18 protein-coding genes and 1 tRNA gene are annotated in these 20,503 nt (G+C 70.6%); 10 read left to right on the top strand and 9 right to left on the bottom strand.

The genetic code is table 11. From position 1 onward, the window contains the following. Nucleotides 1–2: 2 nt before the first annotated feature. The 4 genes from EES42_RS22145 to EES42_RS22130 all read right to left on the bottom strand — a co-directional run bounded on the left by EES42_RS22145 (nt 3) and on the right by EES42_RS22130 (nt 3,791). Nucleotides 3–1,052, bottom strand: a complete 1,050-nt coding sequence (locus tag EES42_RS22145) for an acyl-CoA dehydrogenase family protein (RefSeq protein WP_124719966.1) — start codon at nt 1,050–1,052, stop codon at nt 3–5. Nucleotide 1,053: 1 nt separating this feature from the next. Continuing rightward, complete coding sequence (locus EES42_RS22140) at nt 1,054–2,004, bottom strand: bifunctional MaoC family dehydratase N-terminal/OB-fold nucleic acid binding domain-containing protein (protein ID WP_124719965.1); 951 nt, start codon at nt 2,002–2,004, stop codon at nt 1,054–1,056. Continuing rightward, nucleotides 2,001–3,212, bottom strand: a complete 1,212-nt coding sequence (locus tag EES42_RS22135; protein ID WP_124720180.1) for an acyl-CoA dehydrogenase family protein — start codon at nt 3,210–3,212, stop codon at nt 2,001–2,003. Before EES42_RS22135 ends, EES42_RS22140 begins: the two co-directional genes overlap by 4 nt. Before the next feature lie 267 nt (nt 3,213–3,479). Further along, on the bottom strand, nt 3,480–3,791 hold the full coding sequence (locus tag EES42_RS22130; protein WP_124719964.1) for a hypothetical protein: 312 nt from the start codon (nt 3,789–3,791) through the stop codon (nt 3,480–3,482). Between the two features lie 290 nt (nt 3,792–4,081). Here EES42_RS22130 and EES42_RS22125 point away from each other — a divergent pair, with 290 nt between their 5' ends. Then, nucleotides 4,082–4,948, top strand: coding sequence for a bifunctional DNA primase/polymerase (locus tag EES42_RS22125; RefSeq protein WP_124719963.1), 867 nt, complete (start codon nt 4,082–4,084; stop codon nt 4,946–4,948). A gap of 16 nt (nt 4,949–4,964) precedes the next feature. Here EES42_RS22125 and EES42_RS22120 read toward each other — a convergent pair whose 3' ends face one another. From EES42_RS22120 to EES42_RS22110, 3 genes are all read right to left on the bottom strand, one after another. Next, nucleotides 4,965–6,557 carry an ABC transporter substrate-binding protein gene (locus EES42_RS22120; protein WP_124719962.1) on the bottom strand — a complete coding sequence of 531 codons (1,593 nt, stop codon included), beginning with the start codon at nt 6,555–6,557 and terminating at the stop codon, nt 4,965–4,967. Nucleotides 6,558–7,205: 648 nt separating this feature from the next. Next, nucleotides 7,206–7,290: transfer RNA gene (locus EES42_RS22115), tRNA-Ser, on the bottom strand. A gap of 148 nt (nt 7,291–7,438) precedes the next feature. Beyond that, complete coding sequence (locus EES42_RS22110; RefSeq protein WP_124719961.1) at nt 7,439–8,872, bottom strand: S1C family serine protease; 1,434 nt, start codon at nt 8,870–8,872, stop codon at nt 7,439–7,441. A gap of 254 nt (nt 8,873–9,126) precedes the next feature. Here EES42_RS22110 and EES42_RS22105 point away from each other — a divergent pair, with 254 nt between their 5' ends. The 3 genes from EES42_RS22105 (at nt 9,127) to EES42_RS22095 (ending at nt 11,779) form a co-directional block, all read left to right on the top strand. Further along, nucleotides 9,127–9,960, top strand: a complete 834-nt coding sequence (locus tag EES42_RS22105; RefSeq protein ID WP_124719960.1) for a glycerophosphodiester phosphodiesterase — start codon at nt 9,127–9,129, stop codon at nt 9,958–9,960. Between the two features lie 53 nt (nt 9,961–10,013). Further along, nucleotides 10,014–10,664, top strand: a complete 651-nt coding sequence (locus EES42_RS22100; RefSeq protein ID WP_124719959.1) for an ATP-binding protein — start codon at nt 10,014–10,016, stop codon at nt 10,662–10,664. Between the two features lie 149 nt (nt 10,665–10,813). Beyond that, nucleotides 10,814–11,779, top strand: a complete 966-nt coding sequence (locus tag EES42_RS22095; RefSeq protein ID WP_124719958.1) for a DUF5926 family protein — start codon at nt 10,814–10,816, stop codon at nt 11,777–11,779. Between the two features lie 801 nt (nt 11,780–12,580). Here EES42_RS22095 and EES42_RS22090 read toward each other — a convergent pair. After that, nucleotides 12,581–13,258: a bifunctional DNA primase/polymerase gene (locus EES42_RS22090; protein WP_124719957.1), complete on the bottom strand. Its 678-nt coding sequence runs from the start codon at nt 13,256–13,258 to the stop codon at nt 12,581–12,583. 499 nt (nt 13,259–13,757) lie between these two features. Between EES42_RS22090 and EES42_RS22085 the strand changes: the two genes are divergently transcribed. Next, a complete protein-coding gene (locus tag EES42_RS22085; RefSeq protein ID WP_206433547.1) occupies nt 13,758–15,284 on the top strand; it encodes a PP2C family protein-serine/threonine phosphatase in 1,527 nt (508 codons plus the stop codon). Nucleotides 15,285–15,405: 121 nt separating this feature from the next. Then, a complete protein-coding gene (locus EES42_RS22080) occupies nt 15,406–16,869 on the top strand; it encodes an aminopeptidase P family protein (protein ID WP_124719955.1) in 1,464 nt (487 codons plus the stop codon). Nucleotides 16,870–16,895: 26 nt separating this feature from the next. Here the strand turns inward: EES42_RS22080 and EES42_RS22075 are convergent, their stop codons facing one another. Next, entirely contained in the window at nt 16,896–17,459 is a 564-nt protein-coding gene (locus tag EES42_RS22075) for an ATP-binding protein (protein WP_124719954.1), read from the bottom strand. A gap of 203 nt (nt 17,460–17,662) precedes the next feature. On the opposite strand from EES42_RS22075, the gene EES42_RS22070 reads away from it, so the two are divergent. The 4 genes from EES42_RS22070 (at nt 17,663) to EES42_RS22055 (ending at nt 20,501) form a co-directional block, all read left to right on the top strand. Continuing rightward, a complete protein-coding gene (locus EES42_RS22070; RefSeq protein WP_206433533.1) occupies nt 17,663–18,466 on the top strand; it encodes a hypothetical protein in 804 nt (267 codons plus the stop codon). A 149-nt stretch (nt 18,467–18,615) separates the two neighbouring features. Further along, complete coding sequence (locus EES42_RS22065) at nt 18,616–19,356, top strand: YcnI family copper-binding membrane protein (protein WP_124719953.1); 741 nt, start codon at nt 18,616–18,618, stop codon at nt 19,354–19,356. Between the two features lie 45 nt (nt 19,357–19,401). Continuing rightward, nucleotides 19,402–20,055: an SCO family protein gene (locus EES42_RS22060; protein WP_093548233.1), complete on the top strand. Its 654-nt coding sequence runs from the start codon at nt 19,402–19,404 to the stop codon at nt 20,053–20,055. Then, on the top strand, nt 20,052–20,501 hold the full coding sequence (locus EES42_RS22055) for a copper chaperone PCu(A)C (protein ID WP_124719952.1): 450 nt from the start codon (nt 20,052–20,054) through the stop codon (nt 20,499–20,501). Before EES42_RS22060 ends, EES42_RS22055 begins: the two co-directional genes overlap by 4 nt. Nucleotides 20,502–20,503 lie beyond the last annotated feature (2 nt).

Here is a 20,503-nt window from a genome sequence, read left to right as displayed (position 1 = left end):
CTTCATTCCGTGCCCTCCTTCACCAGCGAGTCCCCGAGTTCCTGAAGCACTTCGCCGCCGCAGCCCAGATAGGCGTCGAGCTGCCGCCCCCAGAGGAAGTGGCGGTGCACCGGGTGGTCGAGGTCCGCGCCCGTGCCGCCGTGCAGATGCTGTCCGGCGTGCACCACCCGCTTGCCGGCCTCCGACGCCCACCAGGCGGCGGTCAGTGCCTGCGGTCCGTACGGCAGTCCCGTGTCGTACCGCCAGGCCGCCTCGTACGCGGTGACCCGGATCGCCTCGGTGTCCATGTGGGCATCGGCGGCGCGCAGCAGCACGCCCTGCTTGGTGGAGAGCGGGCGCCCGAACTGCTCGCGGGTGTTCACATGCGCGACGGCGCGGGCCAGCGAACCGGCGCACACCCCGGCCTGCAGTCCGGCGAACGCCGTCCGGGCCGCGGCCAGCACCGCCCCGTACGCCCCGGCGCCGCCGAGCCGCTCGCCGGCCGCCCCGTCCAGGACGAGCCGCGCCGCCGACCAGGGCGCCGTGGTCTCCACCGGCTCGGTCAGCACACCGGGATCACCGGTCCGTACGATCCACAGCCGCGCTTCCCGGTCCGGGACGAGGACGAGGCCGGCGTCCCGCAGCCACGGCACGTACGGCACGCTGCCGCTCAGCCGCCCGGCGTCATCGGTGTTCGTACCGTCCGCCCGTATCCCGCCGCCTGCCGGGAAGGCCCCGGTGGCGACGGCCGTACCGTCCCTCAGCGCGGGCAGCAGCCGTTCCCGCTGTTCGTCCGTGCCGTGCCGGGCGACGGCCAGCAGCCCGTACACACAGCTCGCCGCGAACGGCACCTGGGCCGTCGTGCGGCCCTGCTCCTCCAGCAGGAGCACCAGGCCGAGCAGGCCGGTCTCCTCGACGGCCGCGGTCAGCCCGGCCGCGCAGAGTTCCTTCCACAGCTCGGCGTCCGTCCCCGTACCGGCCACGGCCAGGCGCTCGGGCGTCGACAGATCGCCGAAGATCCGCGCCGCGAGCCCCTGCGCCGCGCCCTGCTCCTCGGTGGGTGCGAAATCCATCTCAGCCCTCGCCTCCCCGGAAGACCGGAAGCTCCAACTCGGGTTCCGTACGCAGGAACTCCAATCGCACCGGCATTCCCGGCCGCACCTTGTCGTACGGCACACCGATGACATTGGCGACCATCCGCACCCCCTCGGCCAGCTCGATCAGCGCCACCGCGTACGGTCCGCCCGCCCCGTCGGCGGCGAAGGCGGGGAAGGGCGGGTGGTGCATCACCACATGGCTGAAGACGGTGCCCTCGCCGCTCGCCTCGACCGTGTCCCACTCCTGGCAGCCGCACGCGTTGCAGCCGGGCAGCCAGGGGAAGCGCAGCGTGCCGCACCCGGTGCACCGCTGGATCAGCAGCCGGTGCTCGGCGACGCCCTGCCAGAAGCCGGCGTTGTCCCGGTTGATCACCGGCCTCGGGCGCAGGTTCCGGCCGCCTCCGCGGGTCTTCCGCTTCGCCGCAGCCGGGGTGTACTTGAGGATCCGGAAGCGGTGCGTCCCGGCAAGTTCGCCGTCCGCCCGGACGTCCATGCGCGTGGTGACGAAGTAGCCCGTCCCGAGCTTGGTGGTCTTGCGCTCCGAGACCGATTCGACGACCGCGTCGAAGGTGATCCGGTCCCCGGGCCGCAGCGGCCGCAGGTACTCCTGCTCGCAGTCGGTCGCGACCACCGAGGTGTATCCCGCGCCGTCGAGCAGGCCGAAGAGTTCCTCGTACGCCGCGGAGCGGTCGGTGTGCCCGGACAGCCCGCCCATCGTCCACGCCTGGAGCATCGTCGGCGGAGCGACCGCGTCCGGACCGCGGTACGCGGGGTCGGTGTCCCCCATCGCCTCGCACCAGTGCCTGATCATCGGCTCGTTGACCGGGTCCTTGCCGGTGCCCGCGGTCGCGGCGGCCCGCCCCTCGAACTCCTTGAGCCGCCCGTACAGCTCGTCCGGGTCCTCGGGCGCCCCCGTCCCGGCCGTCACCGCCGGCCCCGCTTCATGCCGAGCCGCATCGTCGCGACGATCTCCCGCTGCACCTCGCTCACCCCGCCCCCGAAGGTGTTGATCTGCGCCGCCCGGTTCATCCGCTCCAGCTCCCCGTCCCCGAAGGCGCCGGGCGAACCGCCCCGCACCATGCCCGCCTCGCCGGTGATCTCCTGGCACATCCGGTACACCTCGACGGCGCTCTCGGTCCCCGCGAACTTCACGCCGCTCGCCTCGCCCGGGGCCGGTGAACCCGCCCCGACCTCCCCCACCAGACGCCAGTTGAGCAGGCGTGTCGCCGCGAGCCGGGCGTACGCCTCGGCCAGCCGGCCGCGCACCCACGGCTCGTCCGCCGGACGCCGGCCCGTCACCGGGTCGGGGATACGGGCGTGGGCGAGGGCAGCCCCGTAGAAGTCCTCGGCCTGCATCCCGATCGCGGCGAGGGCCACCCGTTCATGGTTCAGCTGATTGGTGATGAGCCCCCAGCCGCCGTTCTCCGGACCCACCAGGCTGGTGGCGGGCACCCGTATCCCGTCGTAGTAGGTGGCCGTCGTGGTGAGCCCGCCCACCGTCTCGATCGGCGTCCAGGAGAAGCCGGGGGAGTCGGTCGGGACGAGGATGATCGAGATGCCCTGATGCTTGGGCGCTTCGGGATCCGTACGGCAGGCGAGCCAGATCCAGTCCGCGTTCTGGGCGTTGCTGGTGAAGATCTTCTGCCCGTCGATCACCCAGTGGCCGCCGTCCCCGGCACCGTCCGCACGGGCGGCGTCCCCGCGGTCCCGCACCGCCCTGGTGCGCATCGAGGCGAGGTCCGTACCGGCCTCCGGCTCGCTGTAGCCGATGGCGAAGACCAGCTCGCCACTGAGGATCCTGGGCAGGAAGTAGGCCTTCTGCTCATCGGTCCCGTACTTCATCAGCGTAGGGCCGACGGTGTTGAGGGTGACCATCGAGACGGGTGCCCCCGCCCGGTACGCCTCGTCGAAGAAGACGAACTGCTCGTCCGCGCCGCGCCCCTGGCCGCCGTACTCGACGGGCCAGCCGAGCCCGAGCATCCCGTCGGCGCCGATCCTGCGCAGCACCCGCCGCTGCTCGTCCGGGTCCTCGGCCCCCGGGGCGGTACCGGCGTCCCTCCCGGGCATCACCTCGCGGAAGTACGTGCGTAGTTCGGCGCGCAGCTGCTGCTGGCGTTCCGTCTGGGCGAGGTGCACGGCGGGCTGCCTCCCGGACACGGGGCTCACGGATCAGGGTTTCTGACTGTCCGTCAGGTCTGTGTCCGCTGTCAAGGTCGGCGACGCCCCTCGCACGCCGTTGCCGCATGCCGCTGCTGTACGCCATTGCCGCATGCCATTGCCGCACAGCACTGCCGTACAAAGCGGAACGGCCCGCGCGAAGGTGCCGGAGCACCCTCACGCGGACCGCTGCATGTCCTGCCGGCCCTGGTCCGACCCCCCGACCGGCCCATGACCGGCGACGGCTCACCAGAGGTTGGTGAAGTTCACCGCGACGTTGTCGTTGTCCTGGTCGACCACGGTGAATCCGGAGCCGTTCACCTGCGCGGAATTGCTCTGGTTCGACGCCCCGGCACCGACGGCCTGCTGCTGGGACGTGGACGAGTTGCCGGAGTTGTTGCCGCCGACACCGCTGCCGACGACCGTCGCGACGGCCGCGTTCGATCCGTCGTTCGCGAACGAACCGCTGTCGGCCTGGGCCACACCACCGAAGAGCGCGGCGGCAAGGGGCAGGGCGGCAACAGCGGCGAGGGCACGAGCGGTACGGATGCTTGCCATGTCAATTCCTCCAGGAACCGGAAGTACGGCTTGTTCCGAGGCAGTTGGCCGACCGCCCCGGTATTGGTCACGACGTCGCGACACCAGAGTTGCCCACCGGATCCCCGCCGAACCACCCATGCCACCCGATTCCCCCGCAGGCGTGAGGACGCGCCGATAAACCTCTGCGCGCCGCAAAAGCCCCAACTCACCACCGCCCGCGCCCCACCGCCCGCGCCCACCGGGGCGCCGAGGGGCAGCCGCAGCCACGCCCTCTTCCTCTTTTCGAACACCTGAACGAAAATAGAGTCATGGCCATCACCGACCGGCAGACCGCCACCCTGGCCCTCGCCCATGCGCTCTCCGCCGCCGAGCGCGGGCTCCCCGTCATCCCGCTGACCGCCCGCAAGCTCCCCGCGCTGCCCTCCCCGCACCGGAACGACGACCGCCGGCCGGCCTGCCGGGGCGCGTGCGGCCTTCCCGGGCACGGCGTCCACGACGCCACCACGGACCCGGCGGCCGTGCGGGCCCTCTTCGCCGCCGCCCCCTGGGCCACCGGCTACGGCATCGCCTGCGGCCGCCCGCCGCACCACCTCATCGGCATCGACCTGGACGTCGACCCCACGGGCGGCGGCGACTCCGCCGTATCGCTGAGACAGCTGGCCCTGCACCACCTGTTCACGATCCCGCCGACCGTCACGGTCCTCACCCCGAGTGGCGGACGGCACCTCTGGCTGACCGGCCCGCCCGGCATCCCCGTACCGAACTCCGCGAGCCGCCTCGCCCCCGGCATCGACATCCGGGGCACCGGCGGCTATCTGGTGGGCCCCGGCTCGGCCACCCGGCACGGCCGCTACCGGCTCGCCCCGGGCACCGCCGGGCTGCCCCCGGCGCCCTGCCCCCGCGCGCTGCTGCGCCTGCTCACACCCCCGGCACGCCGCCGGCACAGCGCGGAGAACCCGGATCCGGACCGGGGGAGGGGGCTGGTCCGCTTCGTCCTCGCGGCATGCGAGGGCGGGCGCAACACACGGCTCTTCTGGGCGGCCTGCCGCGCCTACGAACACGGATACGGCGACGCCCTGGCGGACGCCCTCACCCGGGCCGCCGTCCGCACCGGCCTCACCGAACGCGAGGCCCGCGCCACGATCGCGTCCGCGGCCCGTCTGTTCCGGTGTTGACCCGCCTGTTTCGGCATCAGGACGCGGTGCTGAGCTCCCAGAACCGGAAGACGGTGGACGTGTCCAGACAGTTCTGCAGACCCCGGACGTTCTCGTTGGCGACCGCGTACTGCTTCCCCTGCCAGAGCGGCAGGAGCGGCAACTGACGCGCCACGATGTCCTGGAGCTTGATGAACGACGACCGGGTGCTCGCGCGGTCGGTCATGGACGAGGTCTGCGGGATGATCTGCTTGGTTATGTCGCTGTTCTCGTAATTGTTCGACAGGACGTTCCCGTCGCCGAAGAACGGCTGGGTGAAGTTGTCAGGGTCGGGATAGTCGGGCACCCAGCCCTTGACGTAGATGCCGAACTTCCCGTCGGCGATGCCCTTTTCGTACTGGTCGAACGGGACGGACTTCATCCCGGCCTCGAACAGCCCGCTCTTGTTCAGCTGATCGGCGATGGTCTGCAGTTCGTCGTCGGTGGCCGGACCGTAACGGCTCGGCGTGGACCAGAGGGTGAGCTTCACCTTGTCGGTGATGCCGGACTCCCTCAGGACGTCCTTCGCCTTCTGCGGCTGCGGGCTGTCGCCGTACGTGTTGAAGAAGGAGTTGCCGTGTCCGGTGACGCCGACCGGGACGATCGAGTAGAGCGGTGTCGCCGTGGACTGGTAGACCTCGCTGACCAGGGCGTAACGGTCCACGAGATAGGCGATGGCCTTGCGTACGGCGAGCTTGCCGACCACCGGGTCCTTGACGTTGAAGACCATGTGCTGGACTTCCGCGCTGCTGCCCTGGACGACGTCGAGGCCGTCCTTCTCCGCAGACGGCGAAGTGTCGAGCGCGGCAATCGTCTTGGCGGTGAGGCCGCGATACGCGATGTCGACCTCGTCCTTCTCCAGAGCCGTCTTGAGCGCCTGCTGGTTTCCCTGGAAGAGCTTCATCGTCACGCCGGAGTTCTTCACCTCGGCGGTTCCGTGATAGCCGGAATAGACCGAGAAGACGGCTTTCGACTTGTCTATGGAATCCAGCTTGTAGGGACCGGAACCGACCGTCTTGCCGCCTTCGAGCAGACTGTCCTTGGGATAGACCCGGCGGTCCACGATGGAGCCGGCACCCGATGCGATCTTGCTCGGGAACGTCGCGTCCGGCACCTTGAGGCGGAATATGACGGTCTTGTCGTCCGGGGTCCTGATCGACGAGATGGTGGAGAGCAGCGGTGCGGGGCCGGCCGGGTCGTTGATCTTGATCGCCCGGTCGAAGGAGTACTTGACGTCCGCCGAGGTGAGGCTGTTGCCGTTGCTGAACTTCAGCCCGTCGCGCAGCGTGCAGGTGTAGGTCCTGCTGCCGTCCGAGAAGCCGCACTCATCGGCGGCCTCCGGCACCGGTATGGAACCCCCGGGCGGGAAACTCAGCAGCGACTGGAAGACGTTGTTGAACAGCAGCCAGGAACCCGGGTCGTACCCCGCGGCCGGATCGGTCGCCAGGATGTCGTCGGACATGCCGACGACCATCGTGTCCTTGCTCTCGAATGGCCAGATCTGGTCCTCGGAGCCGCAACCCGCCAGCAACAGCACCACCGCCACTCCGCCGGAGATCAGAGTGGCCGACCGCCTCGTACGAACCTTCACAGAACGTGCCTCATACTCTCGGCCGGGGACGTGGGGATCTCCGGACAACCGGATCAGGTCAAGAACTACTGCGAACGTCGCGACCGTCCAGCACTGTCAGCCCGGCCGTGCGCGGTGGAACGGACCGAAAGCCTGCCTGGACATGGTGTTCACCAGGGTTCTACGTGGTGACTGGCTGTCGAATGACAGCTGATGAACGATGAAGGGCAGACCATGATCGGTCCCGTGGTGCTTTGACAATCTAGTAGTACGCAGCGCTGTGTGGTGGCACATCATGCGACAAAAATCTTCACTCTCAGCCAGTTCCGGGCACGTAATTGGCTGGTATCCACCCGTGCCGCCCGATCGCCCGCCCCGGCCACCGCGACTACGCCCCTGATCAGCGAACATCCCGCGGATAAACCTCGGACGGCCCCCGCGGCCCGCGACCACCCGTACTCCGTCCGGAACCGTCCGTGGCCGGTTTCAGACCCGTAGGTCACGTTTTGCCGAGGCCCGAGGCCCAATTGCCGTGCAGGGCACGTCTCGTCGGCGCAGGACACGTCTCGTCGGTGTCGGGCCGGGGTGGAACGGTTCAGCCGCACCGCAGCCGCACCGAAACGGGAGAGCCTCCGACCGATGCTGCTGGTCGGAGGCTCTCAACCACTGCGGTGGGTGTGGGATTTGAACCCACGGTGACTCGCGCCACGACGGTTTTCAAGACCGTTCCCTTAGGCCGCTCGGGCAACCCACCCCTGCTCCGGCCACCTGCGACGGAGCGCCTACAGCGTACCGGCTCATTGAATCCGGGTGTGCGTGCCTCGGCAGGTACCGGCAGCCGACGGACCGCCGGTCCCGGAGGGAGGGCGGTCCGTCGGCTGCCGCCGGTCGGCTGCCGCCGGTCAGCTGTCGCCGTTGCGCTCCCCGAGGGTGACCTCGGCGGTGCCCGTCCTGCCGTCGCGCGTGTAGGTGAGCGTCACCCGGTCGCCGGGCTTGTGGGTCCAGATCTCGCCGATCAGGGTCGGGCCGCTGTCGATCGTGGTGTCGTTGAACTTCGTGATGACATCGCCCGCCTTGAGGCCGGCCCGGTCCGCGGGGCCGTCCTTCGACACCGCCGCCGTGCCGCCCACTCCCTGGTCGGAGATGACCGCACCGCCGGTCTTCTCGTCCATGGCGACCGTGGCGCCGATCACCGGGTAGACCGGCTTGCCGGTCTTGATCAGTTGCTGGGCGACGTTCGTCGCCTGGTTGATCGGGATCGCGAAGCCGAGGCCGATGGAGCCCGCCTGGGTCTGACCGACGCTGCTGCCGGTCGACTGGATCGCGGAGTTGATGCCGATGACCGCACCGCGCGCATCGAGCAACGGGCCACCGGAGTTGCCCGGGTTGATCGAGGCGTCGGTCTGCAGGGCGCTCATGTACGAGTTGCTGCCGCCGGAGCCGTCACCGGAGGCGACCGGGCGGTTCTTCGCGCTGATGATGCCCGTGGTGACCGTGTTGGACAGGCCGAACGGGGCGCCGATCGCGATCGTGGAATCGCCGACCGCGACCTGGTCCGAATTTCCGAGGGACAGCGGGGCGAGCCCCGACGGCGGGTTCTTCAGCTTCAGCACGGCGACGTCGTAGCCCTTGGCCCGGCCGACCACCTCGGCACCGTACTTCTTGCCGTTGGAGAACGTCGCCGTGAGCTGGCCGCTGTCCGCCGCGGAGGCGACCACGTGGTTGTTCGTGAGGATGTGGCCCTCCTTGTCGTACACGAAGCCGGTGCCCGTACCGCCCTCGCCGTCGCCGCCCTGCGCGTCGATGGTGACCACGCTGGGCAGCGCCTTGGACGCCACGCCCGCGACCGTACCGGGATCGCGCTTGAGGTCCTGCGGGTTGCCCGACGCCGAAACCGTGGTCGAGCCGGAGCCGTTGTGGTCGGCCGCCCAGTAGCCGAGGGCGCCGCCGATGCCGCCGGCGATCAGCGCCGCGGCCGCCACCGCCGCCACGAGGCCGCCCATGCCGCGTCTGCGCGGGCCTTCGGGGGCGTACGGCTGGGGCGGCGCGCCCCAGACCGGGCCGCCGGCGCCCGCACCGTGGGAGGCATACGCGGGCACGGCGGGCGGGGGCGGCCAGTCGGCGTCGGCGGCCGACTGCGGTGCGTGGGGGTTGGGGGGAGGTGTGTGGGGCGCGTGGGGAGGCGTGGCGGGCGGTTCGGCCACGGGGGCGGGGGCAGACTCGGGCGGGCTCCCGGGCGACCCCTGAGGAGCGTCGGCCGGCACTGGAGGTGCGGACGGAACGGACGGAACGGCCTCGGCCGCGGTGCCCTCGTTGTCCTCGTTCTCTGTGCTCACAGCTTTTTACTCCTCGGTTCCACATCAATTTCGGCAAGAGATCCGCTGCGTACGTGTCCCATAACAGCTTTTCCCAAGGCACGTCAGGCCACTGTAAGCAGGACCTGTGCATCCGCACACCAATCTTTACATCGGTCAAAACGGTCCCCCGGTGCAAGACGCACCGCAGGGTGCGCCGCGGCCGCACTCCGGGGTACGTGCTTCCGCCGCGCAACGTGGGCACAGCGGTCGCCCGACGGTGACACGATGACGCGGTGACCCACGCACGACAGCAGCCCACGGACCGCCCCATCCAGGTCATCGCCCACCGGGGCGCGTCCGACGACGCCCCCGAGCACACCCTCGCCGCGTACCGGAAGGCGATCGAGGACGGTGCCGACGCCCTGGAGTGCGACGTACGGCTCACCGCCGACGGCCACCTCGTATGCGTGCACGACCGCCGGGTGAACCGCACCTCCAACGGCCGCGGTGCCGTCTCGGCCCTGGAGCTCGCCGAGCTCGCGGCCCTCGATTTCGGCTCCTGGAAGGACCGCGAGGAGTCGGAGTCCCCGGACTGGGATCCGGTGCCGGGGGAACTCACCTCCGTACTGACCCTGGAGCGGCTGCTCGAACTCGTCGTCGAGACCCGGGCCGCCGGGCGCCCGCTCCAGCTGGCCGTCGAGACCAAGCACCCCACCCGCTGGGCGGGCCAGGTCGAGGAGCGGCTGTTGCAGCTGCTGAAGCACTTCGAGCTCGACGCGCCCTCGGCCGACGAACCGTCGCCGGTACGCATCATGAGCTTCTCGGCGCGCTCGCTGCACCGCATCCAGGTCGCGGCCCCCATGCTGCCCACCGTGTACCTGATGCAGTTCGTCTCGCCGCGGCTGCGCGACGGGCGGCTGCCCGCCGGGGCGCGGATCGCCGGGCCGGGGATGCGGATCGTACGCAATCACCCCGGCTACATCGAGCGGCTGCACCGCGCGGGACACCGCGTGCACGTCTGGACGGTGAACGAGCCGGAGGACGTCGAACGCTGCGTCGATCTCGGCATCGAGGCGATCATCACGAACCGCCCGAAGCAGGTTCTGGCGCAACTTGGACGCTCTTAGCATCAGTTACACGGAGTGCACCGGCGCATTCGAACCGTATTCGATCGTTACGAGTGCGTCACTGGCAGTCCATTGGCCGGTTTCCGGTCCAGTCCAGGGGGGCATCCACTCCGTGGCGTGGGGCAAAGGAGGTCTCGGGGGTGGCGTTGGTGGTGGCACAGGAAGTGCCCACGTCGTCGAGCATGGCCGTACCCCATGGCCCTGCGGGCGTGGGCCAGGCGCGGCACCGGATGCGCGAGCAATTGCGCAGTCACGGGGTGTCGGATTCGGTCGTCGACGATGCAGTACTGATTCTTTCCGAACTGCTCAGCAATGCCTGCCGGCACGGCAGGCCACTGGGCCGGCACACGAATGTGGGTGACGGCGACGTCCGCGCCGCATGGCGCGTCGACAGAACGGGCGGGCTGACCGTCGAAGTGACGGACGGCGGCGGTCCGACCCGTCCGATTCCGGCCACCCCGTCGGTCACGGCGCGTGGCGGCCGCGGGCTCAACATCATCAGCGCGCTGGCCGACGAGTGGGGCGTACGCGACAGCTCGTCCGGTGAAGTGACCGTCTGGGTCCTGGTCAACGAGGGACCCGGGCAGCAGCCCGGGGGGCCGGGTACGCCCAGGCCGGGCATTTCGAGGCCGACCATCTCGGGGCCCGCCGTTCCGGGGCTCGACGCGCTGGAATTCGCGGACGCCTTCGACGACGCGGGCTGACGCCCCCGCCACCCGCTCCGCCATTCGCTCCGGCGCCGATGCCGGTACCGGCGGACGCATGGGCGCGCGGGCGCGTGTGTCCCGGACGCGACAGGGACGGCTAGGCTCGCGGCCCAGACCGCACTGTCGCAATCGGGAGAAAGCCCACCATGGCCAAGAAGCGCCCTCAGACCAAGGCCGGGAAGCAGCAACTCAAGGACGGAGAGATCCCGGTGGTCGGGGCTCGCGAGCCCTGCCCGTGCGGTTCGGGCCGCCGCTACAAGGCATGTCACGGCCGCGCCGCCGCCCAGGCCGTGACCGAGCTCGTCCACCGCCCCTTCGAGGGGCTGGCCGGGGAGTGCGACTGGGTCGCGCTGCGCGAACTGGTGCCCGCCGCCACGGTGGCGCTGACGCTGAAGGACGGGCTGCCCGAGGGCGTGCCCTCGGTGACGCTCGCGACCGTCCTGCCGATGGCCTGGCCGGCGCTCCGCCGCGACGACGGTTCGGTGCTGCTCGCCCTGCAGAACGACACCCCGTCCGGCGACCTCAGCCGTGACCTCGCGGACACCCTGCTGCGGGCGCTGGCCGCCGAGCCCGGTTCGCCCGTGGCCGCGCAGCGCGTGCCGGCCGAGGGTCCGCGGCTGCAGGACGTGCTCGACCCGGCTGCGGCGTTCGAGCCCGCCGTCCACTCCGGCTTCGAGTTCTGGGTTCCGGACGCGGAGAACGCCACGCCCGAGGTGTCCGCCTCCCTGGAGCGCGCGAACGGGGCGGCGATCCCGACGACGCGGCTCGCCGGGGTGGACGCCGCCTACTGGTGCGAGACCCCGGAGAAGAACCACCTCCGCTGGGTCATGTCGCACGCCGAGGAGCAGCTGCTCGACGCGCTCGCCCGGCTGCACGCCGCCGGCACCTCCTCGCTGGGCGAGGGCACCAGGCTGGTCGGCTCCTTCCGGGCGCACGGGCTGATGGTCCCGGTCTGGGACCTGCCGAGCGCGATGGGGGCCGAGGAGTGCGAGAAGCCCGCGGCGGAGTTCGCGGAGCGGCTGGCCGAGGCACTCGCCTCGGACGCACCGCTCACCGCGGAGGAGCGGCGGGCGCGCGGTGGGCTCACCAACCGCCAGGTGACTCTCAGCTGACGGTGAAGAGCCCCGGGCCCGGTCGGCCCGATAGGTGACTCGCGTCACAACTCCCCGTACTGACAGGTAAATCCCTGTCCGAATACGCGAGATCGAATTTGCGAACGGCAGATCTCTTGTTACCGTTCTAGAAGCCCGGTCGCTGGTGCATCCCCCGTCGCCAGCGATCGGGCATCCTCATTTCCGGGTACGGCGCACAGCGCGCACCGCGGCGCACGAGCCCGCGCAGAAGCCCCTCGTCGATACGCCCCGGCTCATCGAGCACGACGGATCACGCCCCGCCCCTGCGGCCACCCCACACCACCCCGCCCCACGCCCCGCCCTGCCTTGCCGGCGACGGTCGGCCCACGTACGGACCGGCGGAGCGGGAGGGATGAGCCCCTGTGGGGACCGATCGGTCTCGGACAGATGCCGGGCGCCGACGCCGAATACCGGAGACGGATGTCGGCGGCGGATGCCGGAGACGGACGATCTCCACGAATACCGCCGCCACCTCCGGCCACACCAGAAACACTCGAATAGATATTCGAGCATTCCAGTCCGGGGCGTTCCGGAAAGGTCATCAGAAAGCCTTCCGCCGCCGGACTTTGCCACGGCGGACACCGCGGACTTTGCAATTGCGCGGCATGGACCGGGCAGGCCGTATCCGTCACCGGGAATCCGGCCACCCGGATATTCCCGGCCTCATCCGTCGGCTTCGCATGAGTATCTGACGGTCCGCCGGATAACCGGACGGAAAGCCGGGCCGGCGCGACTCACCCCGGCACCCCGGCACCCCGGCGTTCCGGCGCCCTGCCCCCGTCAGTACGCGAGCCGGCTGCCACCGTCCGGTGCGCCGCTGCTTGCCTCGACCAGTGCGTCCAGCACCGTCCCCACGTCCGGCAGCCACGGCGCGTCCGACGCCGGGGCGCGCTCCCAGCGCACCTGTCCCGCCCCCACCTCGGACGGCGGGACGACGAGATAGCCGCCCTCGCCGTGGAAACGCAGCGAGCTGGGCACCCAGTCCTGGGCGTGCAGCAGTTCACCGAGCCGTTCGAGGCTGTACGGGGCGACCATCAGCGACCACCGCGTCGGCGTCGCCACCACGGGACCGAGCCGCACACCCATCCGGTCCAGCTCGACCAGCGCCCGGGCGGCGGCCACGGCCGGCAGGCTCAGCGCGCACGGGGCGCGTCCGCCGGTGGCCAGGAGGATCGGGGCGGTGGGCCGGTTGGTCCACCACCAGCGCACCATGCGCTCGTCGGTGGTCGCCGCGAGGAGACCGGGGTCGAAGGGGTGTGCGCCGGGCACGGCGCACTCGGGATCGGGACAGGCGCAGCCGCGGCCACGGTCACCGCGACCGCCGGCCGCCTCCAGCCCCACTCCGGGGAGCACGGGCCACCGCCATGCCGTGGCACAGGTCAGGGCCGCGTCGAGCTGGGCCGGCCTTCCCCTGCGCCGGAGCCGGAGCCTGCGTCGCCTTCCGAGGATCTCGCGCATGAGCGCTCGTTCCTTTCCGTTGAACGCCGAGGGTCCACATCACACCACGTGTGAGTTGCCGTACGTGTGCATCACTTCACTGTGCGTACATGCTCTTCAAATCTGCGGTCCGGGTGGGACGTCGGTACCGAGCATGGGCCGAGCCGAGTCGAGCAGGTGCGAGACGGGTCCGGACGGATCGGTCCGGACAAGCGCGGCGAGGAGCGGCGCGCACATCGCGCCTGCCGTACCGAGGTGCAAACCCCGCCACTCGGGGGTGGGGGCGTGGCCGTCACTGGAGAGGACGTCCGGGCCCGCTGCCGGGTTCCGGGGCGATCAGAACTGCCCCTGGCCTTCATCGATTACGTACCCAGCATGCCCGAAATGACGCTCCCTCCGGGACTTCACCCCGAGAACACCCCCTGTTCGAGCACGCCCAGTCGACCGCAAATAGTTGCCTTCGGGTGCATTTTTTGGCCAACTTGGCGGCCGTCCGGACACCATAAATCCCGTGGGGACAATGCTGGACATCGCCTCACTTGTGCGTGTACATGTGGTGCTACGTGTACATGCGGATGCACTGATAGCGGCGCAGAATGACATGGGGGTTTGCGATGCTATTCGACAGAAAGCACTGGTCGGAAAGCCGGAAGCCATGAGCGCCCCACACCTGCCGAAAGTGGCTGGAATCGATCCCACAGTTCCGGTTTCAGCGCACACTGCCGGGTCTCTGTCCGAAGTGCCCTCCGCACCCGGAGCCTTCATCCAGGACCGGCTCGCAGGCTGGGTCTCCGACCTCACCACGTTGCACGAACTCACCGAGCGGCTGGCCAGAACCGGCACGCTCGACGATGCCCTCCACGAACTGCTGGACGCCGGGGCCGCCCTGGTCGGCGCCCGCCGCGGCCTGGTCGTCCTCGAACCGTCCGACCGCCGCGGCCCTGTGAGCACCATCGGCCTCGGGCTCGCCCACGCCGAGCTCGGACAGATCGAGACCGTTCCGCGCACCGCCACCTCCTACGGCCGGATCCTGGAAGGGCTCCCGGACACCGAAGACGCGCTGACCACCCCCGACCTGCTGGGCGACCCCGGCCTGGACCCGCGCCGCCGCGAGGTCGCCGCCCGGCTCGGATACGCCGCCAGCTACGCCGTACCGATCACCGCCGGGGCGACCGGCAGGCTCGGTGCCGCCGTCTGGCTGTACGACGAACCCGCCGAACCCCTGGAGCGCCAGCGCCATCTCGTCGGCCTCTACGCCGGATACGCCGGTGAGCACCTGGCCAGGCTGCTGGAGCTGGAGCGGGCCAGGGCCGATGTCGCCACCGTCACGGAGGAGCTGCTGCCCAGCCGGCTGCCCCGGGTTGCCGGCGTGCAGCTGGCCGCCCGCCATCGCAGGGCGGCGCAGGGCGGCGGCGACTGGTACGACGCGCTCGCCCTGCCCGAGGGGGCGCTCGGCCTCGCCGTGGGCTCGGTGAACGGCTCCGGGCCGAGCGCGCTGGCCGCCATGGGACGGCTGCGGTCCGGGCTGCGGGCGTACGCGGTGATGGAGGGCGAGGATCCGGTCGCCGTGCTCTCCGACCTGGAACTGCTGCTGCGGCTGACCGAACCGGCCCGTACGGCGACCGCGCTGTTCGCCTACTGCGAACCGGCCGAGCGCAAGATCCTGCTGGCCGGCGCGGGCCACACCCCGCCGCTCGTGATCGGCGACCGGCGCACCGAATTCGTCGAGACCTCGGTCTCCGCGCCGCTGGGCATGCTCGCCTGCTGGGAGGCGCCCAGCGTGGAGATCGCCCCGGCGCCCGGCGAGACCGTACTGCTCTACACCGATGGACTGCTGCGCCGCACCGGCGACTCCACGGACCGGGCGTTCGCGCGGCTCCACTCGGCCGCCGCGTCCGTACCCAAGGCGATGCGCCACGACGCCGGAGCCGTCGCCGACCATGTGCTGCACACCGTGCTGCCGGACGGGCCCGACCGGAGCGGCGGCGCTCGCGACCGGAACGACGGCGCCGAGGACGTGGTCGTACTGGCCGCGCGTTTCGACTGAGCGCCACCGGATCCCGCTCCGCGCCCGCCCCAGCCGTGTAACAGGTCTTCCGGCCCTGTGCCCCCTTCCGTACGCCCGTACGATGGTCGGGGTCCAGTGTCGTATCAAGGAGAGACAAATCGTGGCTGAGGAGCTTACCCCGGAGAACCCGGAGACCGAGGAAGAAGAGACGGTCAAGCAGCGGAAGAACGGCCTGTACCCGGGCGTCTCCGATGAACTCGCCGCGAACATGAAGTCCGGTTGGGCCGATACCGAGCTGCACGGCCTCGAACCGATCGCCCAGGCCGCACACACGGCCGCCCGCCGCGCCGCGCTCTCCGCGCGTTTCCCCGGTGAGCGACTGGTCGTCCCCGCGGGCAACCTGAAGACCCGCTCCAATGACACCGAGTACGCCTTCCGCGCCTCCACCGAGTACGCGTACCTCACCGGCGACCAGACCCAGGACGGCGTCCTCGTCCTGGAGCCGACCGAGAACGGTCACGAGGCGACCGTCCACCTGCTGCCGCGCTCGAACCGCGAGAACGGCGAGTTCTGGCTCGACGGCCAGGGCGAGCTGTGGGTCGGCCGCCGTCACTCCCTCGCCGAGGCCGAGCAGCTGCTGGGCATCCCCGCGAAGGACGTGCGCGAGCTCCCCGCCGCGCTGGCCGAGGCCACCGGCCCGGTCCGCAACGTCCGCGGCCACGACGCCGGCATCGAGGCCGCGCTGACCGACAAGGTCACCGCGGAGCGCGACGAGGAACTGCGCGTCTTCCTGTCCGAGGCCCGGCTGGTCAAGGACGCCTTCGAGATCTCCGAGCTGGAGAAGGCCTGCGACGCCACCGCGCGCGGCTTCGAGGACGTCGTCAAGGTCCTCGACCGGGCCGAGGCGACCAGTGAGCGCTACATCGAGGGCACCTTCTTCCTGCGGGCCCGCATCGAGGGCAACGACATCGGCTACGGCTCGATCTGCGCGGCCGGCCCGCACGCCACCACCCTGCACTGGGTGCGCAACGACGGACCGGTGCGCTCCGGCGAGCTGCTGCTGCTCGACGCCGGTGTGGAGACCGACGACCTCTACACCGCCGATGTGACCCGCACCCTTCCGATCAACGGCACGTTCACGCCGCTGCAGCGGAAGATCTACGACGCGGTGTACGAGGCGCAGGAGGCGGGCATCGCCGCCGTCAAGCCCGGCGCCGGCTTCCGCGACTTCCACGACGCCGCGCAGCGGGTGCTCACCGAGAAGCTCGTCGAGTGGGGCCTGCTGGGCGACCGGACCGTGGACGAGGTCCTGGAGCTGGGGCTCCAGCGCCGCTGGACGCTGCACGGCACCGGTCACATGCTCGGCATGGACGTCCACGACTGCGCCGCCGCGCGCACCGAGGCGTACGTCGACGGCACGCTGGAGCCCGGCGTCTGCCTCACGGTCGAGCCCGGTCTGTACTTCCAGACCGACGACCTGACCGTGCCGGAGGAGTACCGGGGCATCGGCGTCCGGATCGAGGACGACATCCTCGTCACCGAGGACGGCAACCGGAACCTCTCCGACAAGCTGCCGCGCCGGTCCGACGAGGTCGAGGCGTGGATGGCCCGGCTCAAGGGCTGATCCCCACGCGTCGAAGGACGCTCTGCTCAGGACACCATGAGCAGGGCGTCCTTCCGCCATTTCAGGACCTTGTCGAAGCTGACGACGGCACCGCGGCCGGGGCGGTTGCCGAAGTGCACATGGTCGGCGAGCTGCTCGATCAGACACAGCCCCCGCCCGTCCTCGGCACTGAGCGGCGGGTACTGCCGGGGCTCGTACCGCTGCTGGTCCTCGTACCGCTCCGCGGAGTCGCTGAGGGTGCTCCGGGCCGGGAAGCCGGGGCCCGAATCGGCGACCTCGATCCGGCACTTCTCGCCGTCCAGGTAGGCGGTGACCCGGTACTGCGCCGAGGCGGCGCCGGGCAGCTCGTCCCACACGTCCCACGGATCCCGGGTGCCGAACCGGTCGCTCCGGCCCTCCCGGTCTTCCTGGTCCCCGTGGTCACCGCCGTGCTCGACGGCGTTCGCACAGGCCTCGCTGAGCGCGAGCGACAGATCGAAGGAGATGTCCGGGTCCACGCCCGCGGTCTCCATGGTGCCCAGCAGGAAGCGGCGGGCGAGTGGGACGCTCGCAGCCTCGCGCCGCAAATGGAGGGACCACCAGATGCTCATGCTCCAGCCTCCTGGCTGCGGCTCGACATACCGATACCTATTGCCGCGCGGCACCGTTCGTAAGCACGCACCGGATGTGAGACCGCTCATTCGGCGGATACCAGCTCTCCGTACACCCGTGTATGCCCGGCGCACACCCGCGAAGGCGACCTTCCGGACCTGCCGTACCGAAGCCGGGGGCTCGGTGCGATGATGACCCCGCCATGTCTATGCCGATCGCACGCGCCGGAGCCGGTCTGCGGCTCCTGAGGACCGCGGTGTTCGCCGCGGTCTGTGTCGCGCTGTCCGCGGCAGGTCACGCCCTGGCCTCCTGTGCGCCCGTCCCCTGGTGGACCCTGCTCGCCGGATTCCTGGGGATGGCCGCGGTGGTGGCACCGCTCGCCGGGCGCGAGCGTTCACTGCCGTCCATCGCCGCCGCGCTGGCCGGCGGACAGATCGCCCTGCACGCCCTGTTCGGCATGGGTACGCACGGCACCCCGGCGAACACCGCGGCGGGCGACGACTCCTTGATCCGGTTCGCGGCGAGCCTGGTGTGCGGGGCGGGTCCGGCGCAGCTGAGCGCCGCCGAGGCGCACCGCATCGTCACCACCGCGGGCATCGACCCGGCTTCGGTGTCGGGCGGTGCCCACCAGCACGTGGCCTCCGCGTCCGGCACGGATCCGGCCGCGCTCGCCGCGCTGCTGCCCGACCTGCCCATGGTCCTCGGCCACCTGCTGGCCGCGGTGGCCACCGGCTGGCTGCTGCGGCGCGGGGAGATCGCCCTGTTCCGGCTGGTCCGGCTGTCCGCGCACGGCGCCCAGCAGATCGCCGCCGGGGCCCGGCTGCGCGCGCTGCGCGCCGCGCTCGCCCTGGTCGGTGCCCTGCGCGCCGGGCTCCCCGGCGGCCCGACGACCGGGCCGCGCACCCTCCGTACGGCGGTCGACGCCCCGGCGCCCGCCACCGGGGACCCTTTGCAGCACCTGGTGATCAGGCGCGGTCCGCCACTCGCGTACGCACTCGCAGCCTGACGCGACACCTCCACCCGGCGCACGGACCGCTCTGTTCCGTACCCGGTCGGCGCATGCCCGCCGTTCGGAGGGGAGAGGTGTCGTGATGCCGGCGCACACCCGCGCGCCGGACCACCTTTTCCTCGTGCTTCTGTGGAGTGATACCTGCCATGAACGTTTCCCGCATCGCCCTCGCCGGCGGCGTCGCCGCGTCCACCGTCCTGATCCTCGCCGGTACGGCCTCCGCGCACGTCAGCGTGCAGCCGCAGGGCGAGGCCGCCAAGGGCGGTTACGCCACCGTCAACTTCAAGGTCCCCAACGAGCGCGACAACGCCTCGACGACCAAGGTCGAGGTCAACTTCCCGACCGACCACCCGCTGGCCTCCGTCATGCCGCAGGCCGTGCCGGGCTGGGACATCGAGGTCACCAAGAGCAAGCTGGCGAAGCCGCTGGAGATGCACGGCCAGAAGATCAACGAGGCCGTCTCCAAGGTCACCTGGACCGCCACGGGCGACAAGGACGAGCGCGGCATCCGTCCCGGCGACTTCCAGCAGTTCCCGCTCTCCATCGGCCAGCTCCCCGAGGACGCCGACCAGCTGGTGTTCAAGGCAATCCAGACGTACGACAACAAGGAAGTCGTCCGCTGGATCGAGGAGCAGAAGAAGGGCGCCGAGGAGCCCGAGAGCCCGGCTCCGGTCCTCGCCCTGACCGCTCCGGCCGCAGGCGAGCACGGTGCGGCCGCCGACGCCAAGGGCACCGGCTCCGGTGCCCAGGCGGACAAGCGGACGACGGCCGCCTCGGACGCGTCCGACAGTGACACCACGGCCCGCGTCCTCGGCATCGTCGGCATCGTCATCGGCATCGCCGGGGTGGCCTTCGGCGTCCTCGCCGGCCGCCGCCGCACCGCCTGATCCACAGCGCCACCCGTCCCACCGACCACCAGGAATCAGAGCTCCATGTCCAAGAAAACAGTGCTGGCCGCGGCGTTCGTCGCCGCGGCCGCGCTCACCCTGTCCGCCTGCGGCAGCAGCGAGGACAGCGCCAAGAAGCCCATCGCCGATGTGTCGGTCCAGCCGAAGACCAAGGCCGCGACCGCCCTGGACCAGCCGTTCACCAAGCCGAATCTGGTGCTCACCGACACCCACGGCAAGAAGTACGACCTGCGCGAGCGGACCAAGGGCAAGCCGACGCTGATCTACTTCGGCTACACCAACTGCCCCGACGTCTGCCCGCTCATCATGAGCAACATCGCCATCGCCAAGAAGTCGCTGCCCAAGGCCGACCAGGAGAAGCTCCAGGTCATCTTCGTGACCACCGACCCCGAGCGGGACACCCCGTCCTCGCTGGGCAGCTGGCTCAAGCAGCAGGACCCCGCCTTCACCGGCCTCACCGGCGACTTCCCGACCATCCAGGCGGGCGCACGCCAGATCGGCATCGGCATCGACGCGCCGAAGAAGGAGAAGGACGGCACGGTCGTCTCGATGCACGGGTCCCAGGTCATCGCGTTCTCCCCGAAGACCGACCAGGGCTACCTCGTCTACAGCGAGGACACCTCGCCCGACGACTACACCAAGGACCTCCCCAAGATCATCAAGGGAGAGACTCCGTGAACCGCCGCACCGCCCTCGCCGGTGTCATCGCCCTCACCACGGGGCTGACACTGGCAGGTTGCTCGTCCTCGGACGGCGAACCCGAGCTGAAGGTGACCGGCGCGTTCATGCCGCAGCCGGTCAGCGACATGGCGGCCGGCTTCCTCGTCGTGAAGAACAGCGGCGGCGCGTCCGACCGGCTCACCTCCGTCACCAGCTCCATCTCCGACAACGTCACGATCCACGAGACGAAGAACCAGACGATGCGTATGGTGACGTCCTTCGACGTGCCCGCGGGCGGCGAGCTGGATCTGGAACGCGGCGGCAACCACATCATGTTCATGAAGCTCAAGGAGCAGCCCAAGCAGGGCGACAAGGTCTCCGTGGAGCTGCACTTCGAGAAGGCCGACCCGATCAAGGTCGACCTGCCCGTGATGGAGACCACCCACAACCCGAAGAAGCAGTGAGG

Origin of the sequence: Streptomyces sp. ADI95-17 (assembly GCF_003846175.1) — a bacterium.
In the GTDB taxonomy this organism is placed as follows: Bacteria; Actinomycetota; Actinomycetes; order Streptomycetales; family Streptomycetaceae; genus Streptomyces; species Streptomyces sanglieri.
Note: the sequence above shows the minus strand (reverse complement) of the source record. Positions and strands in the feature narration are given on the sequence as shown.